At 45.0% G+C, this 24,450-nt stretch carries 23 protein-coding genes and 1 pseudogene; 12 read left to right on the forward strand and 12 right to left on the reverse strand.

Going from position 1 to position 24,450, the window contains the following annotated elements; translation table 11 throughout:
• Nucleotides 1-237: 237 nt before the first annotated feature.
• Nucleotides 238-531 (reverse strand): hypothetical protein, encoded by a 294-nt coding sequence (locus MKY85_RS22125; RefSeq protein WP_339236520.1) that lies wholly within the window; start codon nt 529-531, stop codon nt 238-240.
• Nucleotides 532-679: 148 nt separating this feature from the next.
• Here MKY85_RS22125 and MKY85_RS22130 point away from each other — a divergent pair, with 148 nt between their 5' ends.
• From MKY85_RS22130 to MKY85_RS22140, 3 genes are all read left to right on the forward strand, one after another.
• Entirely contained in the window at nt 680-1,744 is a 1,065-nt protein-coding gene (locus MKY85_RS22130) for a suppressor of fused domain protein (protein WP_339256679.1), read from the forward strand.
• Between the two features lie 63 nt (nt 1,745-1,807).
• Nucleotides 1,808-2,569 carry a LuxR C-terminal-related transcriptional regulator gene (locus tag MKY85_RS22135; RefSeq protein ID WP_342570761.1) on the forward strand — a complete coding sequence of 254 codons (762 nt, stop codon included), beginning with the start codon at nt 1,808-1,810 and terminating at the stop codon, nt 2,567-2,569.
• A gap of 111 nt (nt 2,570-2,680) precedes the next feature.
• The gene (locus tag MKY85_RS22140) at nt 2,681-3,460 is read left to right on the forward strand and encodes a hypothetical protein (RefSeq protein ID WP_339256683.1); all 780 of its coding nucleotides are present in this window, start codon (nt 2,681-2,683) and stop codon (nt 3,458-3,460) included.
• A gap of 116 nt (nt 3,461-3,576) precedes the next feature.
• On the opposite strand, the gene MKY85_RS22145 is transcribed toward MKY85_RS22140, so the two are convergent.
• Nucleotides 3,577-5,319, reverse strand: a complete 1,743-nt coding sequence (locus MKY85_RS22145) for an ABC transporter ATP-binding protein (RefSeq protein WP_339256685.1) — start codon at nt 5,317-5,319, stop codon at nt 3,577-3,579.
• A 144-nt stretch (nt 5,320-5,463) separates the two neighbouring features.
• Between MKY85_RS22145 and MKY85_RS22150 the strand changes: the two genes are divergently transcribed.
• The 3 genes from MKY85_RS22150 to MKY85_RS22160 all read left to right on the forward strand — a co-directional run bounded on the left by MKY85_RS22150 (nt 5,464) and on the right by MKY85_RS22160 (nt 10,324).
• The gene (locus MKY85_RS22150) at nt 5,464-6,906 is read left to right on the forward strand and encodes an ABC transporter permease subunit (protein ID WP_342570762.1); all 1,443 of its coding nucleotides are present in this window, start codon (nt 5,464-5,466) and stop codon (nt 6,904-6,906) included.
• Nucleotides 6,907-6,918: 12 nt separating this feature from the next.
• Nucleotides 6,919-8,430, forward strand: a complete 1,512-nt coding sequence (locus tag MKY85_RS22155) for an ABC transporter permease (protein WP_342570763.1) — start codon at nt 6,919-6,921, stop codon at nt 8,428-8,430.
• Between the two features lie 73 nt (nt 8,431-8,503).
• Nucleotides 8,504-10,324, forward strand: coding sequence for an ABC transporter substrate-binding protein (locus tag MKY85_RS22160; protein WP_342570764.1), 1,821 nt, complete (start codon nt 8,504-8,506; stop codon nt 10,322-10,324).
• Nucleotides 10,325-10,380: 56 nt separating this feature from the next.
• On the opposite strand, the gene MKY85_RS22165 is transcribed toward MKY85_RS22160, so the two are convergent.
• From MKY85_RS22165 to MKY85_RS22175, 3 genes are all read right to left on the reverse strand, one after another.
• Nucleotides 10,381-11,022, reverse strand: a complete 642-nt coding sequence (locus MKY85_RS22165; RefSeq protein WP_339236540.1) for a sugar O-acetyltransferase — start codon at nt 11,020-11,022, stop codon at nt 10,381-10,383.
• On the reverse strand, nt 11,015-12,016 hold the full coding sequence (locus MKY85_RS22170; protein WP_339256695.1) for an ROK family protein: 1,002 nt from the start codon (nt 12,014-12,016) through the stop codon (nt 11,015-11,017). Before MKY85_RS22170 ends, MKY85_RS22165 begins: the two co-directional genes overlap by 8 nt.
• Before the next feature lie 494 nt (nt 12,017-12,510).
• A complete protein-coding gene (locus MKY85_RS22175) occupies nt 12,511-12,966 on the reverse strand; it encodes a hypothetical protein (protein ID WP_339256697.1) in 456 nt (151 codons plus the stop codon).
• A 216-nt stretch (nt 12,967-13,182) separates the two neighbouring features.
• On the opposite strand from MKY85_RS22175, the gene MKY85_RS22180 reads away from it, so the two are divergent.
• Complete coding sequence (locus MKY85_RS22180) at nt 13,183-13,383, forward strand: hypothetical protein (RefSeq protein ID WP_339236546.1); 201 nt, start codon at nt 13,183-13,185, stop codon at nt 13,381-13,383.
• A gap of 153 nt (nt 13,384-13,536) precedes the next feature.
• Here the strand turns inward: MKY85_RS22180 and MKY85_RS22185 are convergent, their stop codons facing one another.
• Entirely contained in the window at nt 13,537-14,274 is a 738-nt protein-coding gene (locus MKY85_RS22185; RefSeq protein ID WP_253439702.1) for a cyclase family protein, read from the reverse strand.
• A gap of 95 nt (nt 14,275-14,369) precedes the next feature.
• Here MKY85_RS22185 and MKY85_RS22190 point away from each other — a divergent pair, with 95 nt between their 5' ends.
• Nucleotides 14,370-15,344 (forward strand): YafY family protein, encoded by a 975-nt coding sequence (locus MKY85_RS22190; RefSeq protein WP_339236549.1) that lies wholly within the window; start codon nt 14,370-14,372, stop codon nt 15,342-15,344.
• Between the two features lie 88 nt (nt 15,345-15,432).
• Nucleotides 15,433-16,068 (forward strand): type 1 glutamine amidotransferase family protein, encoded by a 636-nt coding sequence (locus MKY85_RS22195; RefSeq protein ID WP_339261490.1) that lies wholly within the window; start codon nt 15,433-15,435, stop codon nt 16,066-16,068.
• On the opposite strand, the gene MKY85_RS22200 is transcribed toward MKY85_RS22195, so the two are convergent.
• Nucleotides 16,052-16,978 carry an NADP-dependent oxidoreductase gene (locus tag MKY85_RS22200; RefSeq protein ID WP_339256700.1) on the reverse strand — a complete coding sequence of 309 codons (927 nt, stop codon included), beginning with the start codon at nt 16,976-16,978 and terminating at the stop codon, nt 16,052-16,054. The genes MKY85_RS22195 and MKY85_RS22200 overlap by 17 nt on opposite strands.
• A gap of 199 nt (nt 16,979-17,177) precedes the next feature.
• Here MKY85_RS22200 and MKY85_RS22205 point away from each other — a divergent pair, with 199 nt between their 5' ends.
• A complete protein-coding gene (locus tag MKY85_RS22205) occupies nt 17,178-18,056 on the forward strand; it encodes a PhzF family phenazine biosynthesis protein (protein ID WP_339256702.1) in 879 nt (292 codons plus the stop codon).
• A gap of 75 nt (nt 18,057-18,131) precedes the next feature.
• On the opposite strand, the gene MKY85_RS22210 is transcribed toward MKY85_RS22205, so the two are convergent.
• The 5 genes and pseudogenes from MKY85_RS22210 to MKY85_RS22230 all read right to left on the reverse strand — a co-directional run bounded on the left by MKY85_RS22210 (nt 18,132) and on the right by MKY85_RS22230 (nt 21,610).
• A complete protein-coding gene (locus MKY85_RS22210) occupies nt 18,132-18,350 on the reverse strand; it encodes an alpha/beta hydrolase (protein ID WP_339256703.1) in 219 nt (72 codons plus the stop codon).
• A 30-nt stretch (nt 18,351-18,380) separates the two neighbouring features.
• A pseudogene (locus MKY85_RS22215) lies at nt 18,381-19,097 on the reverse strand (expansin EXLX1 family cellulose-binding protein).
• Between the two features lie 334 nt (nt 19,098-19,431).
• On the reverse strand, nt 19,432-20,637 hold the full coding sequence (locus MKY85_RS22220; protein ID WP_339256705.1) for a cation:proton antiporter: 1,206 nt from the start codon (nt 20,635-20,637) through the stop codon (nt 19,432-19,434).
• 3 nt (nt 20,638-20,640) lie between these two features.
• Nucleotides 20,641-21,147: a cation:proton antiporter regulatory subunit gene (locus MKY85_RS22225; RefSeq protein ID WP_339256707.1), complete on the reverse strand. Its 507-nt coding sequence runs from the start codon at nt 21,145-21,147 to the stop codon at nt 20,641-20,643.
• Nucleotides 21,137-21,610, reverse strand: coding sequence for a GreA/GreB family elongation factor (locus MKY85_RS22230; protein WP_339236567.1), 474 nt, complete (start codon nt 21,608-21,610; stop codon nt 21,137-21,139). The genes MKY85_RS22225 and MKY85_RS22230 overlap by 11 nt, the downstream gene beginning before the upstream one ends.
• 388 nt (nt 21,611-21,998) lie before the next feature.
• Here MKY85_RS22230 and gdhA point away from each other — a divergent pair, with 388 nt between their 5' ends.
• Together gdhA and MKY85_RS22240 are read left to right on the forward strand one after the other, a co-directional pair.
• Entirely contained in the window at nt 21,999-23,384 is a 1,386-nt protein-coding gene (gene gdhA / locus MKY85_RS22235) for an NADP-specific glutamate dehydrogenase (RefSeq protein ID WP_339236569.1), read from the forward strand.
• Nucleotides 23,385-23,540: 156 nt separating this feature from the next.
• On the forward strand, nt 23,541-24,395 hold the full coding sequence (locus tag MKY85_RS22240) for a pentapeptide repeat-containing protein (RefSeq protein WP_339256709.1): 855 nt from the start codon (nt 23,541-23,543) through the stop codon (nt 24,393-24,395).
• The last annotated feature ends 55 nt before the right edge of the window (nt 24,396-24,450 follow it).

Raw genomic sequence — 24,450 nt, forward strand, 5'->3', positions numbered from 1 at the left:
TGATTTAGAGCAGAAAACAAGAAAAACCTAAACTCAAGGTAAAATAGCACCAAAAAAAGGGGCCTTCATTTCACCATCAGTTTAGGTTTTGCCTGTCTTCACAGTTACAATCCATCAAAAGATGTTATTGCATATTCTGTTGTGTTTGCTCTTGTAATGTAAGCGTAACATATCTATTTTGCAAAATCAACTTCACTGGATCATAGGATCGCTCACCCATTCTTTCCATAACAAAAATTAACGTGGCATATGCATAATGGCTGCCCTTAATGCCTGCGCTCCCTCCTCGGTTTCCAGGTATGTAGCAGGACTTTGGTCCCCTAAAGCCGGGATATCTTTCATGATCCATTCAAAAGTGTACTCCCCCATTTCATACAAAAGTACCCGACTTATGTCCGCCGGAATCCCATGTATTCGCGCACGTTTTACCCACGCAGGGTCCAGTTTATTTTCAAATTCTTCAAACAGTTCGGAAAATGAGTCCCAGCTTGCCTGCTTAAACTCTCTGAAATACATATCTTTCATACTCATGTAAATTCACTCTCTGGATTGCTATTAATAACACCGAAGTCCTATCTGACACAATTCATCCTTAAGCCGCTTGAATCCGTTTCTGTAACAGGTAGACTTAATTTTAAATGTTTTTCGGGGGAAAGACTAGTACAGGAGGATTCAACAAATGACTTATGAAGAAAACACATCCGGTTGGGATGCAATTGATAAAACCATCGGTGAGCTATACGGTGAACAGGAGCCGCACCATTATGGAACATCCATTCCTTACATGCTCGGAGGTCCGGACCCTCTCGATGGCATCAGTGTTTATGCAGTGAATACACCCATGCCCCACTGGCATTTTGTCACATATGGTTTCTCTGAATTATATGAAAAAGAGATGCAGGATGCATCCAAAAGCGGGTATGGTTTTGAACTCACATTTCGCCTTACACGCAGTGAAGGAGAGACTTCTCCGCCAGCCTGGGCGCTGAATCTGCTTCAAAATGTAGGACGTTACGTGTTCACTAGCGGAAATATCTTTCAGCCAGGAGATTACATGGACGCCAATGGACCCATCTGTCTGGAGTCCGATACTTTGTTGACTGCTCTCTCATTTATTGAAGATCCGGATCTACCGGCGATCTCTACGCCTAACGGTTCCGTGCAGTTTATTCAGATGGTTGGTATTACAGGTCGGGAGCTGGAAATGATTCAAACATGGAATGCGCGCGGCTTCCTCTCGGCCTGCTCCAATTTCATGCCCAAATACGTGACCGATCTGATGAGAAATTCGTACGCAGATATTCCTTCTGTTGTACAAGCGGTTGAGCATGGAATGGAACAGGACGGATCGAGCACAGCATTTTTATTCATACAACAACTGGGCTGGGAGTCCCCGCGTAAAAAAATGCTGATAAAGACTGTTCCGGGCAAACTCCAGCTTGGAGCCAAACAGGCTATATTAGTCGGAACCATCCTTCGTAGCCGAATTTCGAAAGGCGAATCTCTGTCCTTGATCGGACCTGAGACCAATATTCTATTCGAAGCTGGAGAAGCTCCAGCAGTCGTGGAATCCGACAAACAAGTTACCCTGACGGTGAACACACAGATTGTTGAAGAGCTGGTGCAGAATCTTCGTCCGGTTGAAGGCACATTCGAGATCGCTTCATTGGATCATATGCTTGTTCAGATTGTTAAAACAGAAATTAAAAACCAGGAAGGGCACGTTATCAAAACGATTGGATGACGCACCTCAGATTCAATCAGATCCTACGCTTACTAGCGACTGTGCAGGAAGGAGGAATCAAACATGCCTGCCATTACACTTGCCTCACGGCACAAGGAGCCCGCCATGTGCAAGCATCTAACAGAAACGGCTCCGTTCGATTATTTACCTAAATCTCAACTGGACAGGCTTCGCAAAAACAATCATTTCCTGATTCATGCATTCCAGAACAGCCTCTCACATATTAAAGAGAATTTAACGGGCACTTATCTTTTTCTACTCACAGATATGGACGGTGTGCTTCTCTCCATGGATTATAGTCCAGATCTGGAAACGGTAGTAGAAGGTTCTCCCATTCGTCCGGGCATGATCTTCACTGCACAGAGCTGTGGAGTCAACGCCATTTCTGTAACGATGGACAGCAATGAACCTGTGCTTCTGTTGCCCGAGCAGCATGAAAGCCCCTATTTTCAAAGCTGGCATTGCTACGCTGCCCCTCTATCCATGGAATCGCAGCATTTCGGCTATCTGGATGTGTCCACCATTAACGCGGATATGCAGGGCGAGCTTATTGCTATTGCCAAGCTGATTCCTGCATATATGCAGAACAGTTACCAAAATCAGCAGGCTACTGAAGCTTGTGACAAACCAGCGGTGGAGTTCACAGCGCGTCAGTTAACCATTCTGGAAATGATCGCGAAAGGGTTCACTGTGAAAGCTATTGCTTTGAAATTGAAAATCAAGGAATGCACTGTGAATCATCATAAAAAAGTGATTTTCAACAAATTAGGTGTGCAATCCAGCACGGAAGCTGTTTCAATTGCCAGCCGATTGTCTTATTTATAAAGGACCCCTATAGATTCCTATAGGTAGTAAATGGGAACGTTTGTGCTACAATTTAGGAAACAAGCAAGATGTAGAGAGAGAAAACACACACACACATTTCAGGAGGGTAATATGACAATTCCAAAGAAAGCTTCTTTATTCGCAATGCTCATGATGATTATGCTGGTTGCAGCCGCTTGCGGTGACAAGGCAGATAACACAGCCGCAACAAAAGAGCCTGCCGCAACTGAAACAACGACTGGCACTGATTCTGAGACAGCCAATACAGAAGAAACAGAGAACACTGAACCTGCAAGCGAAGAGTCCAAGGAAACGGATAATTCCCAAGACGTTGAGCTGGGGACTACACAAAAAGGCTCTTACACCAATGACTATTTCGGCGTATCTCTGAAATTCCCGGAAGCTTGGGAGTTCCAGGATGCTGCGGGTATGAATGAACTGACAAGCGCATCATCCGAAGCGATTGCTGGTGATGATGAAACGAAGAAAAAACAAATTGAACTGTCTCAAACCAAAACATTGAATCTGCTTATGGCTTCACAGTATCCATTGGACGGAGGTCAAGTTGGTCCTTCCGCTATGGCCATTGCTGAGAAAGTAAGCTTGTTGCAAGGCATTCGTACAGGTAAAGACTACCTGGAAGCAACCAAAAAATTCATGGTGGATAGCCAGTTCCCTTATGATTATAAAGAGATGACAACGGAAACCATCGGTGGTAAAGAGATGGATCTGATGCAAATTACGATGGATGCAGGTGACGGTTCAACGATTACTCAGGACTACTACAGCACCATTATTGAAGGATATGCTTTTAACTTCATCTTCACTTACATGGATGATGCAACCAAAGCAGAGATTGATACCATCAAGAAATCCGTTCAATTCAAATAATCGCTTTTGAGTATTGCCATCATATTAATAAAATCAAGTACATCCAACACAACCCCGACAACGATCTATAGTGATCATTGTCGGGGTTCTTTTTAGCTAAATTGAGTCACATCACTCTAGCTTGACATGGCCACCCAGTGGCCTTCCTTAACTTCTACCCACTTGGAATGTTCCAGATTATAACGGTCCTCTGCTTCAACAGGTGTTTCTTTGACAACATGCCTCTTTTTCTTCGCTTCGATCGCCGGATCAGGCACAGGAATAGCTGATAGCAATGCCTTGGTGTAGGCATGTTGCGGGTTGGAATACAGTTCTTCACTCTCAGCCAGCTCCACAATTTTCCCGTTATACATCACAGCCACCCGATCACTGATATGTTTAACCATGGACAAGTCATGCGCGATGAACAGATACGTCAATCCGAGTCGCTGCTGCAACTCTTCAAGCAATTGTACGATCTGAGCCTGGATCGATACATCCAGTGCAGACAATGGTTCGTCACATACGATGAATTCAGGCTCCACAGCAAGAGCTCGCGCTATACCGATCCGCTGTCGCTGTCCTCCCGAGAATTCATGTGGATAACGCTGCGCATGGGCAGGATCAAGACCCACCATCTCCAGCAATTCCTCCACCCGTTTCTCCCGCTGAGCGGCATTGCCTGCAAGTTGATGGATATCAAGCGCTTCTCCAATGATATCCATTATCCTCATTTTGGGATTCAGAGATGCATAGGGGTCCTGGAAAATAATCTGCATATGTCTGCGCATCGTTTTCATCTCCGAAGCGGACAGACGATTGAGCGGAACTCCCTTAAACAGCACATCCCCACCTGTTGGCTCATGCAATCGAAGAATGGCGCGCCCCGTGGTCGATTTACCACTGCCGGATTCTCCCACAACGCCGAGTGTCTCTCCTTGCCGAATATGGAAACTGATATCATTCACAGCCTTTAAAGTGTTGCCTTTGCCCAGATTAAAATGTTGTTTGAGCGACTTCACCTCAAGCAATGGCTGATCGTCTTCCAGATCTCTCGGAACCATGGATACCCGTTTTGGCTTTTTCTTCTGATCCAAACGTGGTAATGCATTCAGAAGCCTGATCGTATACGGGTGTTTGGGATTAGCAAAAATCTCCGCCGTCGTCCCAGTTTCCACAATCTGTCCTTCTTTCATCACAACAACCCGATCACACATGCCCGCTACTACGCCCAAGTCATGCGTGATCAGGATAATCGATGTGCCCAGTTGCTCTTGCATATCTTTCATCAAATTCAATATCTGTGCCTGAATCGTAACGTCCAGAGCAGTTGTCGGTTCATCGGCAATGAGTAATTCAGGACGACAAGCGAGTGCAATACCGATCATGACCCGCTGACGCATGCCTCCGGAGAATTCGTGCGGATACTGGTTGTAGCGTATTTCGCTGCGAGTTATCCCCACCCGCTCCATCATGGCAATCGCCTGCTTCTTGGCTTCCCTTTTGGACACCTTCTGGTGTTTGATTAGACTCTCAGAGATCTGTTTCCCCACTTTAATTGTCGGATTAAGGGAACTCATCGGATCTTGAAAGATCATACCAATATCACGTCCACGGATGCTCTCCATCTCTTTCTGCGTTTTATTGGCGAGGTCGACACCCTTAAATAGAATTTCTCCCTTTTTCATCTGTGAAGGAGGCGATGCAAGCAGTCTCATAATGGAACGTGCGGTTACACTTTTTCCACTTCCCGATTCTCCTACAATGCCTAGTGTCTCCCCTTTTCGCACTTCAAAACTTACTTCTCGCACTGCCTGAAACTCACTCTCTCCGGAGTGAAAAGAGACAGATAACTCATTAACTTTCAGTAAAGGTTCCATGCAATCACCAGCTCTCATCCGTTTTTCTCATTCACTCATATGTATACCATTTAATTCCTTGACAATTGTTTAGACCCTAAATAATATATACTATATCAATCGGAATAATGCAATTTAAACCTGAATGAAAGGAGGTACCTTGGTTTGAATCTTGCAGATGGCAGTAGAATCTCACGGTTGGTACACAATTTAAGCTTTATTTATGGCAAAATGCTGCTTTATCCTTCCTATCGATACGTTCTGTTCATTCTTGGATTACCGATCAATTTAGTCGTGTTTCTAATATGGCGTTCACATCGAAAAAATGACGGCTGGGTAGCTGCCAGACAGGCCGCTGAGCAAGAACTGCTCACTTCTTCCTACCGGAACAGACTAAAGTTGGAAGTGGAAGAACAACTGCGTCGCAAACATCGTTTTTTCCAGCAGCAGGTCAGTGAGGGAGAATTCAAACGTCAGACCGAGGAATGGTTGGAGGAGAGCGTTCAGACGGAATTGAAGGAGCGGACATCCCGCATACTTCAGGAACAAGGAAATCAACGTCTTACAATGGCCGATACGTTCCACTCATTGATCGATAAACCATGGTTTTTCGCGATATCCATTATTCCAGGCTGTCTCATGTATAGCATCCTGTTCTTGTATGGTAATCCTTATCTAAAGTACATATTTGAAAGAATACTGATGACGGTATTTGTCATTCTGGGCGTAGCTACACTCGTATTTACAATTTTGTATCTGTCTCCGTTCAACCCGGCAGCTAACATTCTGGGAGAGACAGCAACGCAGGAACAGATTGCCGCGTTCAATCAGGTGTATGGCTTGGATCAGCCTTATCTTACACAGCTTTGGAACAATATCAAGGGCGTCGCCTTCTTCGATCTTGGCAAATCTTTTGCAGGAAATGAAGACGTAACAGCCACGATTGCAAGGAAGTTTCCCATTACCTTGACGCTTGCGGTCATTTCCCTGCTGTTAGCACTTGTCATTGCATTACCCATTGGCATTATCTCAGCAATTAAGCCTAATTCGTGGTTCGACTACACCTTCATGTTTATTGCTCTGATTGGATTATCCATCCCGAATTTCTGGCAAGGGCTTATTTTCATTCTGAACTTTTCGATCAAAATGCAGTGGCTTCCCGCCACCTTCAACCCGCAGAACTGGCTGTCGATCATTATGCCGACCATTGTGCTGGGTACGGGTCTCACGGCCGCGGTGGCTCGGATGACCCGCTCTTCTACACTGGAAGTCATTCATGAGGATTATGTCATGACCGCCCGTGCCAAAGGATTAAGCGAACGCCAAGTCATGCTGAAACATGCTGTGCGCAATGCATTAATTCCCATCGTAACGGTAGTTGGACTTCAATTCGGAGCCATGTTGGGCGGAGCAGCGGTAACGGAGAAAGTGTTTAATATCAGCGGTCTCGGCAGCTACATCGTGGATAAACAATTCATCCCTGATATTCCGAGTATCATGGGCGGAGTAATCTACACAGCCATTACAATCTCCATTATTAATGTAGCGGTTGATCTGCTGTATGCTTTTATTGATCCAAGAGTGCGCTCCAAGATGAAACAATATTAAAGCAGGTGTACTATGACAAACTCGTCCTTAACACAAGAAATGCGTTTCCGGCTTAAGTCTTCTCGCGAATACAGCCAGGCGAGCTTCGCCTGGGTCACGTCTCTTCTCTTGACTGCATTGCTGCTGTTCAACAGTTATGACTGGAGCGAGCAGACGTTCAAACCATTTCTGCTAACGATCCTTGGGATCTACGTATTCTTCACACTAGTGCAAACTGTCATCACGTTTCGGATTCGAAAAGACTTGATCCGCACCGGTACAGTCTCTGCTCTGACTCGCAGGCTTGCCTGGGTTCAACTACTTGCTATCATTTCAGGCAATATATTTATCGTAACGGCAGCCTTTCATCTGATTCGAAAATCCAGGAACGTGGAGTATACCTTTGCGGTGTACATGTTGTTAACCCAACTGTTCGTGATCGGTGTATCCGCATTAAATATCTTCAAACCTTATGTGGCTGACAACTTCCTGCCTGCCATGGCGGTGCTGATCTTTATTCTGGTCATCGACCTGGTCGTTCTAATTATCGTATCCCGTTATAACGCGACCTCAATCCTCCCTCGCTGGATGATCGGTGTAAGTGTGGTACTGATTCTGACCTCGATCACAGGTAATGTATTCGCACTATTGCTCGGCATTTCCATTATTGGACGCATTCGCAGACAGGGGAAACAAAAATCAAACTTCTGGAACGATCTGTGGGAGCGCCTTGCTCCGAATATGACTGCGATGTCCGGTTTGTTTTTTATCATTTTTCTGTTCTCGATATCGATCTGCAGCTTCTTTACCTTTGATTACGGCATGGCTGTGGAGAATAACTATTCCGCTCTGCTTCAATCCCCTTCCCTGGCGTATCCCTTGGGAACGGATGACTTCGGACGATGTTTATTTTCCCGGATTGTATTCGGTGCCCGGATCTCCTTGATCGTAGGTTGCATGTCGACGATCATTCCTGTGTTAATCGGTGGAGTCCTTGGAGCGCTCTCTGGCTTCTACGGTAGGCATACGGATAACATCATCATGCGACTGCTTGATATTCTCTATGCCATTCCGGGCATTCTGCTTGCCATTGCCATTATTGCGGCGTTCGGAGCGAATACGGTCAATCTTATTCTGGCGCTTAGTCTGGGTTCCATTCCAACGTACGCCCGTACGATGAGAGCCAGTGTACTCTATGTATCTACATTTGAATTTGTGGAAGCTGCACGTGCACTGGGGTACAACAATCGTACGATTATTTTCAAACACATTATTCCCAACTCCCTTGCGCCCATGATTATCAAGTCTACTCTCACGATTGGTGGAGCCGTTATTGCTACCAGCAGTCTGAGTTATCTGGGACTCGGCGTGGAGCCGCATATTCCGGAATGGGGTAACATCCTGAAGCTAGGCAGTACATACCTGGAGACTCACTCTTATCTGGCGATTTATCCAGGCTTGGCTATTATTCTGCTGGTTCTTTCTTTTAACTTTCTCGGTGATGGTCTGCGTGATGCGCTCGATCCCAAGCTGGAAAAGGCCTAAATGATTCGTTGAAATGAATGATATAGAAAAAAAAAATCACACATCACACATTCAAGATATGGAGGGTAATCCCATGAAAAAACGGACACTGATCTCATTGCTATTAATTCTCGTCATTGTGATTTCCGGCTGCAGTGTAAAAACGAAAACCGAATCCCAGGCGGAGACCGCACCAGCGGACACCACAGAAACTGCACAAAAACCGGCAGACATTGAGCTGCTCGCCATGAGTTCTTCCGAAAATGATGTAAACATTGTCCGTGACCAGCTGACCAAAAACGGCTTCAATGTGAAGCTGAACCTGCAGCCAGATTACGGCAGCTTCAAATCCCAGCAGGATGCAGGGAATTATGACATGGCCTTGTCCAGCTGGACAACGGTAACGGGAAATCCCGATTATGCCGTACGTTCTCTTTTCAAAACAGGTGGAGATTACAGTATCCTCGCAGATGGGGAGATTGATAAGCTTATCGATCAGGCAGCTACCCAAACACCAGACCAATACAAAGATACGTACAAACAATTGGAAGATCGCTTGGTAACGGATCAGGCTTATATCGCTCCTCTATACATTTCCCTGAAAAGTCAGGCTGTGAACAAAGACATTCTGAATGTCGAAACCGTGCGTCTCTCCAAATCCCGCGCGATGGCTTGGGAACCGATTGAGTTCAAGGACAGCTCCAAAAATGCCAAAGATCCGTTGATTCTGACGCAGAGCGCATCCGTACTGACTTCCCTTGATCCAATCAAAGGAAACGACGGTTCCATCAACCAGTTGAACACCAATATGTATGTACGTCTCGTTAACTTGACGGATGACGATCAGCTGACAGCAGAAGGATCATTGTCTCATAATTTCAGCATTGCTGAAGGTAATTCGGACTATTACTTCATTCTCAGAGACGACATCAACTTTGCGAAGATTGATAACAAAAAAGCGGTAGATACAGGCGAACGTGTGGGTGCAGATGATGTCATTTTCTCCCTGGACCGTGCGAAAAACAAAGATTCTGTTCCGGATCACCGGACATACAGTCTGCATGAACACATCAAAGACGCTGAGGTTGTAACGGATCTGAATGCTTTGCAATCCATTAAACAATCCAGCGGTAATGGTACAATCCTTGAAGCATTGGAACAAGGACTTGGCAGCAAAATTACAGAACTCGTGACTGACAAAACCAAAGCAGATAATAGTGCAGGTAAATATCAGGTCGTTAAATTGACAACAACGGAACCTTTCCCGCAAGTACTGAACTACCTGGCTCACCAATCAGCCGGGATCGTCTCCAAAAAACAGGTGGAGAGCATCAACACTTATGATGTAGCTTCTTTTGACGTCAACAAAGATATTCCTTACGGTGATCAGAACACGGTGACTGAAGGCGCATCATACAATAACACCCTGTATACGAGCGGACCTTATATTTTGTCTTATAAAAATGACTATGAAGCTGTATTCTTGCAAAATCCGGGATACCGCAAAGGCACTGAATATGCACCGAAAATTGCTCAGGTCAATGTCCGGTTCATCGCGGATGCAGACAGCGCCCTCTCTGCTCTTCGCAGCAGTGAAATTCATCTATATTACGGTGTGCCTGAAACCAAGTATGACATCATCAAAAATGACAGCAAATTGCATCTGCAAAGCATTCCGAGCAACGCTGTTTCTTATCTCTTGTTCAACACGGCCAACCGTGATGTGGCCAAGAGCAGTGATTTGAGAAAAGCCGTACTGTACTCCATTAATCAGGATGAAATTTTGAGCTTCTACAAGAATAACAAACTCAAAGCATACTCCACAGTAAGCCCGCTCGTTCCGACCGGGAATGAATTGAAAGCTGATCCTGCAAAAGTAAAAGAATTCTTGAGCAACTATAACGCCTCCAAATAAACGTATACCAAAAAAGCTGTCACTGGATCATCTACCGATCTTGGTGACAGCTTTTTTTATTCTTCCAGCACACGGCAATCTGCCAAAACATCGGGATAATTGAGCATACTGTCTGCTTCAGTAATTTTGCGAATCACCTTACACGGAACGCCTGCTGCAAATGAATGCGGTGCAATATCACGAGTCACAACACTCCCAGCCCCAATGACACATCCATCTCCAATGGTTACACCTCCGCACACCGTGACGTTCGCCGAGATCCATACATCGTTTCCAATCGTGACAGGTTTGGCATAACATAGCGACTTCACATCACCGTTCTGATCCACCATCTGTCTCCGCTCGCTGGCAATCATGGGATGAATGGGAGTAACAATCGTAACGTTGGGACCAAAACTGGTATAGTCCCCGATCGTCACTGGTGCATCGTCTTGTATCGTCAGATTGTAATTACCGAAGAAGTGATCGCCTATCCGGGTATGCACACCATAATGAAAGAAGATGGGGCCTTGCAGGAATCCACCTTTACCGATCTGCCCCAATAGCTGTTGCAATATTTGTTCCCTTTCCTGCGTCTGTTCCTCAAATGTCTGACTGTAACGCTGACTGAGATTATGGGCCCGCCTTTTGATAGTCTTTAATTCCGGATCACTTGGACTAAACAATATGCCCTTCATGATTCTCTCTTCTTCACGCATGATGAATCCTCCTCTTCAACGCCTTAAGAACCATTCCCCTTAACCCAGCATCAAAATCATGTTGAAACGAGTCCTGATGTACGATCTCGGGCAATGCCGGCATGGGATGCTGCTCCCCGTACTGTTTCCACGCCAAGTCCAGTTCTTCTCTCTCCACACGTTCCTGATAAATGACAATCTGGTGCGGGGCGACGACGGCATTGATCGTTTGCAGAATATGACATACCTGCAATACAAAGTCGTTTTTGCTCATGTCACGTCTCCAATCTGGTGAATAAGGAAGATACTTAACCTCACCAAACATCCCGTTTTTCCCGCGGATCATCTGTCCATTCAACATCATGCCCATACCCGGCGGGTATCGGTTAGGAAAATAAATTCCTGCTACACTCTGTTCTTTCAGATCAGCATGCTGTGCACAGTACCCGCTAATCGCTGCATTCACATCATTCTCCACAAGAACGTTCAGCTGGAACTCGCTCTCGATCTCCCGTATCAGATGGGAATGAATAAGCTCTTCATGACTGCTCACCGTGATATTCCCGTCCACGGCTTGTCCTGGAATTCCGATGCCAATCATATCAATGGAGGGGTACTCCGCAACGAAACGCGCAATAAGTTGCAGCACATGTTGTTTATCAAAAGCAGGCAGGATGCTCTCTTCCTTCAACACAACCTTATTCTCCAGATTCATGACCGTTGCCGAAATCAACTCTTGGCCTTTCATCTCTTTGATGTAAAGAACCAAAGCAAGCTTGTAATTATAATTATATCGATATGCCTGAGCAGGACGCCCGCCATTCGAGGGAACCACTTTATCCTGGAACAACTCTCCGCCATCACATAATTCCTGGATCAGCGCATTGATCGTAACCACACTAAGATTGGTTAATGAGGCTAATTGCGGTTTGGTTGCCGTCTCGATCTGCTGCATGACTTCACGCACATTATTCAAATTGATGTATTTCATCATTGTAGCATTGGCTTTTTTCATAACCCTCTCGTTTCCACTCTGGTTCAATGGAGCCAAAGCAATGGTATGGATGTCATTTCACTCCATATCATAGCACAACGTAATACCTTACTCGAACCCACGAGTTCCTTCGTGCTCGCCAATAATCGGAATCGCCAAAGTTGCTCTGTTCACTCAAACAAATCATCCATCGACTTCACAGGTTTTACTTCAATCGGCTGTTTTGACAAGACCATATTTGCATAGGCACCAGCCCAAATTATAATTGCCATAATAACGTATACCATCCATGCACACCTCCCTGTTTCCTGCAAATTATGATTTTGCGATATTCATACATATGCTTATTCCTCATTAATAAATATACTTTATAAAGTTTATTACGTAAGTATGCGAGGATATCCGTTCTTTGTCAACTACAACAACATGTTTCCGCTCGAGGCCCATAACAAATAGCCGGCGAAAAAATCATTCAACGATTCTTTCGACAGCCGTTTGTTCCATATACAAGCAGTTTATTTCGAATATGTTCGCTGTACAGAAGGTAATAAAGTCACAACTTGAATACCCACTCCCCATGCAAAATAGACCAAGTGAATGATAGAGACATCCTGAATCCAATACACCTGCGCCATAATCCAGATGATGAGGGCAAACCCCGTGTATAAGGAAAAAGTCCAGGCCCAGTAGCGGTCAGGATAGAGATTCAGCCTTTCACCCAGCGCCCAAGGAGTGCAGCGTATGAGTGCAATAGCAATCATTATAGGCATCACACCAAGAACCAGCAATAGGATGATTCCCGGAAACAAAAAACTGGAAAACGGAGAATTCAGCAACAAAGATTCAGGCAAATTCACCATATTTCCAGTTGGGTTGATGATTAACATGCTTCCTCCAACGATCGCCCCAACCCCCAGAATTCCATGCATCAAAATGAGTAACCACGATCTACCTTCACTTTGCTTCATCATGAATTGCTCCTTTCTTCCTCTCGTTTCTCAGCCTCATACAGTCAATCTTAGAAGGATGATGATCGCCCCCTCTAGTACCATTCTCACACATGCCGTGCATTGTTCCTGCGCTTCTTTTCACTATATTGATCTCGAACATCATTCATAATGGTAAAACTTGATAAAAGAACGTACGTTCGGTATAATGAAATTATCCTGAATAAGCGAGAGGCAGATATGGACGACAAATTTATTAAAGAATTACGCGAGATTGGTCGGGATGACAGACGAAGATCGGAATTTATGATTCAAGGCTTGAAGGAGACACTGCAAGAACGCAAAGAAGAAGGTGTACTCAAACGCTGGATACGGCGTAAGAAAACAGAGAAGAAAATCTCTCAAAGATTTAATCAAGATCCTCATTCGGATCAAAAGTAACAACATAAAAAAGGAGGCGTATTGCGCCTCCCATGCTACTTACATATGTGGATCAGTTAATCTAGTTAATACCTGATTGATCTATTAGTGCGCGTTCAAAATGGTCGGTTTTCAGTATCAAGAAGATGGAATGATGCTTGGATCTACCCCGTTTCACGGTAGAATAGCAAAGGATCGAACCGGGAAGCCGGAGGCTTTCTCCGCCTTGGGTACAATATTGAAGATGACCGCGCCTTTAGCTGGCACCTGATCCAGATTCGTTAACAGCTCAACCTGGTATGTATCCTGAGCAAGCACATAATATTCTGCCAGGAGTGCCCCATTCTTCTGATAATCTACGGCTGAATCCGTGTCAAAGGTTTCGTGCCCAATGGCCTTTATTTTTCGTTCCTCAAATAAGAACATAAGTGCACTCACCGACCATCCAGGTGCATGACTGTTGCCCTCATCATCCTTGTTATCAAATGCTTCATGACTCGGCCAACGTTTGCTCCAATCCGTACGTAAAGCTACGAAGCTTCCTGCTTCAATCATGCCATGTTCTCTTTCAAATTCATGAATATGCTCTACATCCAGTGTAAAATCCGGGTTATTCGCCACTTCGGCTGACTGGTCAATGACGATAAGCGGGAGCACAAGCTCCTTCAAACCTAGTTCATCCAGATACCGGGTATCCCGAACAAAGTGAATCGGGGCATCAAGATGTGTACCATACTGACCAGGGAACTTGAAGCTCTGAGCAAAGAAACCTTGATCGTGATTAAACAGCGTATCAAATTGGGCTTCTTCAAAAGCTGAGAAATGTGGGGATTCCGGTCCAAATGTATGGGTCAGATCCACCCATTTCTTTTCTTTTAACAATTGAATGGCTTGAATGAGTTCGTTGGACATCCGTATCACCTCATGCACAGAATGGAATAAATTTCCCCTATTATATCTTATTACACCAGAAAATAAATGATTGATTAATCTCTGAGGTGAAATTAATGTCTAAGCTGGATAATATGTTGGCCATCCTATGGCTGCTTAACTCAGGCCGAAAAATTACAGCCCATCAAATATCTGAAAAATTAGAAATGAATATACGAACCGTTTACCGTTATATGGATGCACTTTGCGCCAGTGGTGTACCGATAATATCTGACACGGGTCATCATGGCGGGTATACTCTCTTGAATCAATTCATTAAAAGTCCTCTTCTTTTGGATGTAGGAGAGAAAACGACATTACTTCATGCTGCCATATTCGCCAAAGAAGCTGGGTATTTTTTAGGAGAGGCATTAGATAGCGCAACTTCAAAGCTTATGATGCACTCCAATCAAGAACAGGAGAATATGATAAAGCAACAATTTGAAGGGGTTGAAGTGATCGGTTCCCTTGGGAAGCCAAGAATAGAGCCCAGTACTGAGATCATATTAAAGACATTAGAGCAAAGTGTACTCCAAAAGTCGTCTGTAGAAATCGATTACCTAACCAGTCACGAAGAGCAATCCAAGTGTAGAATCGTGGACCCCTATGGAATAATCTATTGGAATCATCATTGGTATGTTATAGCCTTTTGTCATTTTCGGAATGACATTCGCAGTTTTAGAGTGGATCGAATCATTTGTGCTAACCAGACAGAAATGATGTTCAACCGACCACCTCATTTTTCGGCAAGTGAATTTTTCAGAGGCAGCCTCCTTCCGGAAGCACAAAATCCGACATCATTTATTCCTCTGGTGCTTACAGGTAAATCAAGCACACTGGATGGCCTATGCCTGCATTGGTTTTTGGGACACCATCTCCAAGAACGGACTGCTGAAAAAGCAACATTCTCACTCGACAAAGAAGACATCCTTCAATATGTTCCTATCTTGCTTTTATCCTATGGCAGATCTGTTCAGGTCATTGAACCTATAAGTTTGAAGCAAAGAATGGTTGAAGTTCTGCATGATCTCATTGATCATTATCAGGTTTGAAAACTTCACTGACGGTAAATGTCAGTGAAGTTTTTTTATAATACAAGAGTAATCCAACCAATCATGAATAACAAAAGGGGTGTGTATGATGCAAAAGAAGAACATATATCTTTATGTATTTAATACGATGTCAGACTGGGAGGTAGGTTATTTAACTGCGGAACTGAATTCGGGAAGATATTTTAAGAAAGATATTGAGCCTTTACAGGTTGTAACCGTAGGTGTAGATCAACATCCGGTAACTACCATGGGCGGATTGAACATCCTTCCCCATATTTCGATTGATGAATGTACGTTGAATGGTAACGACGTCATCATTCTTCCGGGAGGAAATACCTGGATGGACACCATCCATGATCCCCTATTAAAAAAAGTTACTGACGCTATAGAAAAAGGTACGGTTGTTGCGGCCATTTGTGGTGCCACAGTTAGACTCGCAAAGATGGGGTTACTGGACTCCATACAGCATACAAGCAATGATCTGCAATACCTGAAGATGATATGTCCAGATTATACCGGAGAAACTTATTATCAAACGGAGCCAGCAGTAACCGATGGAAATGTAGTTACTGCATCTGGAATAGCTCCGTTAGAATTTACGATGCATGTACTGAAGAAGCTGGATGTCTTCACACCAGAAACTTTACAGGCCTGGTACAATCTGAATCGGACTCAAGAGTCCACATACTTCTATGAGTTAATGAACTCTATTGCACCTGAATAACGAGTTTTCCACGCGTATGATGGGATTCACTTTTCTCGTGTGCTTCCCTTAATCCCTGCTCAGTTAACGGGTAGGTTCCATCAATAACCGATTTGAGTTTGCCTTCCGCAGCCAGTTCAGCCAACTGATCCAGTTGATCCCCTTTGGGCTCCATCATGAAGACGTTGGCCGTCACTCCAGCTTCCTTGGCAAGCTTCTCATCCGGTTGTTCCACCAAGGATACCAGATGCCCGCCGGACTTCAACACCTTGAAGCTGTCGCGCTGAATATCACCACCCATGGTGTCCAGTACAACATCATAACCGGAGAGAATCTCCGAGAAATCTTCTTTTTTATAGTTGATAAAATGATCCACACCTAGCGATCGAAGTAACGCTTCGTTTGAATCACTGGCCGTAGAAGCCACTTCAGCGCCGAGGGACTTGGCAATCTGAATGGCATACGTTCCCACACCACCTGACCCAGCATGGATGAGTACCTTCTGCCCTTTACCTAGACGTCCATGATCTACAAGAGCTTGCCAAGCCGTCATCGCTGCCAGCGGGATCGCTGCCGCTTCCTCGAAGCTTAAATTCTCCGGTATACGGGCAATAATGTCTGCATCAACTGCAACATATTCTGCATAGGTTCCGAATTCGCGCGGACGTGCAAATACCCTGTCACCTTCTCTGAACCTTGTAACATTTGAGCCTACTTCAGCCACAGTACCCGCAACATCTCCGCCCAGAATCAACGGAAAATTATCCGCTGCTTCTTTCATATAGCCTTGCCTAATCTTAAAATCCACCGGATTGACCGACGTGGCATGCGTTCGGATCAACACCTGATTCACTCCACATGCTGGCTTGGCTACTTCTTGTTCCTTCAATTGTTCCGCTCCACCAAATTCCTCAATCACAATTGCTTTCATTAGAGATCCCAGCCTTTCCATTGGATTATCTTTATGCTCTCTCTCCCTTCATTACCCTTTCCCAGCAGTCACTTGACCTATTCATTCAAAAAATCACAGCAATCAAGGGATTCACTATCCAGTTCAACAATCATGATATAATGTCGATTATCGATTATGTTAGTCCTTAATCCAATACTTGAACAAGTGAGGTAACAATATGGAAGTTGAAGTAAGTACATTACATGCATTTTCGGACAAGGCTCTTGGCGGAAACCCCGCAGGTGTTGTTTTACAAGCAGCGCATTTGTCTGAATCCCAGATGCAGGAGATTGCCAGACAAGTCGGTTTTTCAGAAACTGCATTTGTTATGCCATCGGAACAGGCTGATTTCAAAGTACGTTTCTTCACTCCAAGTGATGAAGTTGATCTCTGCGGGCATGCCACAATTGCATTATTTTATCTAATGAAAACACAACATCTCGTTGATGTTGGTACATATACACTGGAGACACTGGCCGGAATTCTTACAGTCGTTATTGAAGTCAATGGAGAAGTCTATCTGGCACAGACATTGCCGGAGTTTGGGGAGATCGTGGATCGTCAGCAGATTGCCGATTCATTACGTATTTCTACGGAGGATTTACATTCCGAACTTCCTGTACAGATTGTGTCTACCGGACTACCTGATATCATGATAGCTGTTAAAGATGTTGATGTTCTGACCAAAATTGATCCTGACTTCCAGCGTATCACGGAAATAAGCAAGGCTCATCATGCCATAGGTTATCACGTGTTTACACTCGAATCAGATGTTATGGACGTTCTGACCGAATGTCGTAATTTTGCACCACTGTATGATATACCGGAAGAGAGTGCAACGGGTACCTCCAATGGTGCCATGCTCTGTTATTTACACCATTACAACCAGCTTACAGATCCTCATCATCACACGTATACGATCAGACAAGGGTATACCATGAACCGCCCCTCCGAAATCCGAGCCAGATTAACTTTGGACAGCTCCAATGAAATTATACAGATTCAGGTTGGCGGTCGTGCAATTCATATCAAAAACATTCAAATTCACCTCCCTTAATGGGAGGTGTTTTCTATATTAAAGATATGAGAACTATGTATTTTAGAAGCCATATCATGACCTTATATCATTGGATTATTGAATCTCTTGTAAAAATCGTAACACCGCTACCTCCAACTGCTTCAGTCCTGGCTGTTCTATAGGAAAATGGCCTGCACCCTCCAAAATGATGCATTCCTTATCTACCACCAAACGATCAAAAAAAGGTTGGCTGAACCTGATCGGTGTCATGGGGTCCAATTCGGGGTGAACCAACAGGACCGGACACTGGCTGAACTGTTCGTCAATGAACATACTTCTTTTTATAACACCTTCGTATATCTGTCAATCCGAAAACTGGACATTGCCCGGTACGATGTACGCACCACCCGATCCATCATTAGGTAGAGCTGGGATCGTGTCATTTATTACCTGACCGCGAATATCGGTCATACGAACGTTTAGTTTTTCTTTGCCCAGTCCGGTTCCGAGGAAATGATTATAGTCCTGCTTTTCAAGATTGAGCCACGTACCATCCTTCTGTTTCACTTCGAACTTCAGCACCGGATACTTATGGTTGCGGACCTGAATGGCTGCCCACCACTGACTGCTGCCTTCCTTGATCCGATAGGAGACATTGCCTTGGGTGGGAGCTTTGACTACTTTCCAGCTGATATTGATTTTGCCTGCCTTTGGGTCACCAATCAGGTTAAAGGCATTTGGCGATAGATCGAGCGCTCCACTGGCACCCTCCGGATAGAGGTCTGTTACATAGACCGTTGTTTTGCCTTTCGGACCTTGGACTTCGAGGTAGGCTCCCGCTAGAGCAGCTTTGACACCGTTATAATTGAGCTAGATCGGATTAAGTGCAGTAATTTTCATGTCCGAAGGGATGGGATCAAGCAACAGCGCACCTCCCGAGTAACCTGAGCCCGTATACGTCGCATAACCCTCATATGTATCATTCCACGCGGCAGATGCAGGTAGAGCAAATAATACGAGACTGAGCAAAATCCCTGTACTGGCCCATTTTAACCGCTGAAATCTACTTTTCTTGTTCATGAGCTATTCCCCCTCTACATTCTCATGTAAATGGTACGTTCAACTGCTAGAATCAAATATAACATTATTTTACATAATAACTTTTTACTTTCAATCCATTTCTGCCAAATCACATCCAAAGTCCTGCCTCTGAATTTGAACATTCACGACCACGCACAAGATATGGATACATACGATAAATTGGTGTGTTAAGCATGATTTCAAGCCGATATTCGGTCCATTTCTATTAATAAAAAAACGCCACACCCCGGAGTGATTTCTCACTCCAACCGTGTGACGCTTATTAGGCCTTGCGGTCAGAATTCTCTGACTGTCCAAGGACAGCTACACCGCCTCATCCTGCCTCCCTTCGTTTCACCCGCTTCCTTAGTCGCTCATACTGTGCGTAGATACGCGGAGATTCTTTCGTTAGGATAGGCCCCAGCACAGCCAGAATTAACACATACAATACGGCAAAAGATTGAATGGATACCATCAGCCCTCCGGCCTTGCCGATGTTCGCCATGATAATGGAGAATTCGCCCCGGGAGACCAGGGTAAAGCCCACATTCAAGGAGGCCTTAGGACTCATTCCAGCCAATCTGCCAGCGATCATGCCTGCACCATAGTTACTGGCGATCGTCAGAATAACGGCAATGATCGTCATGCCAATTGCTCCGCCAAGTGAAGACGGCTCGATGGTCAGACCAAAACTGAAGAAGAAAATGGCACCAAAAAAATCTTTGAAAGGCATGATCTGGTGCTCAATCCGACTGACATGTCTTGATTCGCCCAGCACAAGACCCATCATCAATGCTCCAATGGCTTCCGCTACATGCAATGTTTCCGAGAAACCAGCTACCAGGAAGAGCAGTGTCATGACGGTAAGCAGGAACAACTCTGATGACTTGATATTCAGTGCCTTATCAATATATTTGATGCTTTTCCTGCCAATAATCAGGAACAGCACAATAAACAGCAGGGCAGACAGGGATACCAGCAGAACACTTAAGAATGAAGTTGCCCCGCTGAGCACAAGCCCGGTCAGGATTGAGATATGAATCGCGATGAACAAGTCATCGAACATGATCATGCCCATAATAATCTCTGTTTCGGGGTTTGCCGTGCGTTTCAGATCAACGAGCACTTTGGCTACAATGGCTGTAGAAGAGCTCGTCATGATCCCACAGACGACGAGAGTCTCCTGAAGGGGCAGATCCATGAACCACCCCAACAGTAATCCAGAGACAAAATTAAGCCCTACATAGAACATGCCTCCGGTCAGAATGGCTTTACCAGACTTTAATAGACGGGAGACAGAGAACTCCAGACCCAGGTAGAATAGCAAAAACAAAATGCCAAGCCTGCCCATAAATTCAATAAAGGTCGAACTTTCAATAAAACGCAAATCCACTATGCCGATCTGTGGTGCATGTGGTCCAACAGCCATACCAATCAGAATATAGAAAGGAATGACTGAAAATCGTAATCGTGAAGATATCAGCCCAGTAAGTGTAATCAGCGCAACGGCAATTCCCACTTCGAATATGAGCATATCCATAGGCTAAGTCCGTCCATCAGTCAACAATTGTTTAAGGTGTTTAATCTGATTCCGTTCACCGGCAACGACAACTGTAGCTCCCGCGGTAAAAGCATAATCCGGACCTGGATTAAAATGTTTCTCCTTCTCCTTGGTCACCACAGCAAGAATAACAGCGCCCGTAGCCTGACGGATATCCAGTTCACCAATCGTCATGCCTACGCTTGATGCGTGAGGTTCAATTCGTAGCCATTCGATTAACAACCCTTCAAGCATGACTTCACGCTCATCTTGAAACTTCGGTTTATAGGTCATACCCCCAACGATGGCGGCTACCGCCCGGGCTTCATCATCGTCAAGGGTGACAAGAGATACCATATCCCCCATCTCTTCAGGTGTATCCCCTGACTCCATATGGAACAGGTCACGCCTTTCGTCATTATGAATCACAATGACCAAGTGCTCACCACTACGGGTATGCAGCCAGTATTTACGTCCAATCCCTGGTAAGTCTGTCTCTTTAAAGTGCATGATCTGCACCTCCCAAGGCCGACTCGTTTAAGGTTTCGCCCCGCAGCTCAATGCCTGTGATGCGTATTCTCATGGAACCTGATGGTGTATGGACAGACCTAACTTCCCCTTTGCGGCCAAGCAGCAATTGACTCCCCACTGGAGAGAGGAAGGAAATGCGACCCTCATCCGGATCCGTATCTTCTGGCATGACAATCATGAATGAATCTGACGTATGAAAATCGATATATTCGAAATCAATATGACTGCCGATCAATACAGCCGAGTCCAGATCTTCATCAGGGCCCAGTAGCAGTTTTTCCACATATTCCGTATAGGCCAGCAGTTGTTTTTCCATTTGTATTCGCTCTGGATCACGCACGTCGAAATAGGCGTCGAGAAATGTTCTTTTCTCTTCACCGAATGTAAATAGCTGGCTCACCAGCTTCTCTCTGCAATTATGGCGGGAAGTCCTATGGTTCATAATAGATTTCACCCCCTATACAAGCCTTGTTCTCCATGTTGATTGGCATGTTTCTCTTCATCATCTTGTTGTCCTCCTTCTGATTGTTAAAAGGCCTCAGGATACGAGACCTTCTTACCATCTTACCAAAACTAATATTTTAATCCAGTATATTCGTCTAACTCGCTTTTATATTATCATTTGTGGTCATATCTTCCATTTAATAACTCCATTCTTCACATCATGTGGTAGATCCATAGAACATTTTAATTACTGCATAAAAAACATTTTATGAATTTATATCTCGTATTTTTATTTGCTTTACTGTATATTTAACTACAAACTTTTATTCAATTTATGCAAATAGGTATTCAAAGACTTTAACACGATAAAGGAGTGCATCGAAAAAGTGTCCACGATAACAAAAGAAACTACAGAGTCCGTTCAAGTTACTGCCGCAGAATATGTTCATTCCGTCTATGAGTCGGTTGTCGCCAGAAATCCGCATGAAGACGAGTTCCATCAAGCTGTCAAAGAAATTCTGGATTCCCTTATTCCAGTTATTGAAGCACACCCGAAATATCGGAACCATAGTCTGCTGGAACAGCTTGTCGAGCCCGAACGTGTAATCACATTCCGTGTCCCATGGGTAGATGATCAGGGCAAAGTTCAGGTTAACCGTGGATTCCGGGTGCAATTCAACAGTGCCATTGGTCCTTACAAAGGCGGACTTCGCTTCCACCCTTCTGTATACTCGGGCATTATTAAGTTCCTCGGCTTCGAACAGATCTTCAAAAATGCCTTGACCGGTCTGCCTATCGGCGGTGGTAAAGGCGGTTCTGACTTCGATCCGAAAGGAAAATCGGATCTGGAAGTTATGCGTTTCACGCAAAGCTTCATGACAGAGCTGTACAAATATATCGGCTCAGATACCGATGTACCGGCAGGTGACATTGGTGTAGGCGCAAGGGAAATCGGTTACATGTTCGGCCAATACAAACGTATCCATGGTGGGCATGAAGCAGGCGTATTGACAGGTAAAGGTCTGCTGTACGGAGGAAGCTTGGCACGTAAGGAAGCCACTGGCTTCGGATGTGTGTACTTCGTGAAGGAGATGCTGCAATCCAAAGACCTCAGTTTCCAAGACAGCACAGTCGTAGTCTCTGGGTCTGGTAATGTATCCATCTATGCTATTCAAAAAGCCCAGGAACTTGGAGCCAAAGTCGTGGCATGCAGTGACTCAGGTGGCTACATATACGATCCACAAGGCATCAACCTGGATACCGTGAAACGTCTGAAAGAGGTTGATCGTCTTCGCATCAGCGAATACATCAAAGAACATCCGCATGCTACATATACCGAAGGCTGTGAAGGAATCTGGTCTATCCCTTGTGATATCGCTCTTCCGTGTGCGACGCAAAATGAGATCGATGAAGAAGCTGCTGCCCTTCTGGTTAAAGGTGGCGTGAAAGCCATTGGCGAAGGCGCAAATATGCCTTCCACCCTGGCTGCCATTGATGTCTTCCACGGCGCGGGCGTACTGTTTGGTCCAGCCAAAGCGGCTAATGCTGGTGGTGTAGCCGTGTCTGCTCTTGAAATGTCACAGAACAGCATGCGGTTGTCCTGGTCATTTGAAGAAGTAGACGCCAAGCTTCATGACATCATGAAGAACATCTACAACAGCTGTGTGGAAGCTGCTGAAGAGTATGGCTGTGAAGGTAACCTCGTAGCCGGAGCGAATATCGCCGGTTTCCTCAAGGTCGCTGATTCCATGATCGCTCAAGGTGTAGTTTAATTTGAATACGTGATTCTCCACGATTAAAAGGCGTTCCCATCTTATTTGGGTAAACGTCTTTTTTTCATTGTCTCTAATTGCTCTAATCGCAGGGCAATGGTAAAGTGGTACAGACGTAATTCCATTTATTTGTACTCGTATAAGGAAGTGTTTACATTGTCTAACCAACCATTTGTCAGTACTGCGAGTCCTCATCTGAGTGCAGACTGCGAGCGATGTTTTGGCCTGTGCTGTGTTGCCTTGCCCTATGGCAAGTCATCTGATTTTGCTTTTGAAAAGGCCAGCGGCACACCCTGTCCCAATCTGCGCACGGACAATCGCTGCGGTATCCATACCCAGCTTCGGCAGAAAGGGTTCAAAGGCTGTACGGTATATGACTGTTTCGGAGCTGGACAGAAGCTGTCTCAAGTAACCTACGCGGGCAAGGATTGGCGTGATCATCCGGAGTCTGCAAAGGAGATGTTTGATTGTCTGCCTGCATTGCGACAAATTCACGAGTTGCTCAGTTATATGAAGGAAATGATGATGAGACCGGAGACATCAGCCCTTCACTCGGCATTCGGTGAGTTATATGAGGAGATCGAGCGCTTGAGCAATCTGGAGCCTGCGGCTCTCCTGCGTCTGGACATCGTTCATTATCGTTCCTCGGTGAATCAACTCTTGGTTCAGGCCAGTGAAATGATACGTGCGAATGTGCCAGCCGCCGCTCATGGACAAGGGAAGTCGAAGAAGAATAAAAAACGTACCGGAAGTGACTTTTTTGGTGCCAACTTAAAAGGGGCTGACCTGCGGGGCGCAAGCTTCCGAGGGGCTTTAATGATCGCAGCCAACCTCCAAAATGCAGATATACGAAATGCCGATTGGATTGGTGCGGACTTACGGGATACGGATCTCGGCGGTGCAGACCTGAGAGGTGGCATCTTCCTCACGCAATCGCAGATTAATGCAGCCAAAGGTAATGTTAATACCAAGTTACCTGATCATCTCAACATTCCCTCACACTGGGTGTAACACAACACAAAAAACAGCTCGTCCTATACATCTAGGGACGAGCTGTTTTTTATTG

The sequence above is a fragment of the Paenibacillus sp. FSL R5-0749 genome (genome assembly GCF_038595085.1).
In the GTDB taxonomy this organism is placed as follows: Bacteria; Bacillota; Bacilli; order Paenibacillales; family Paenibacillaceae; genus Paenibacillus.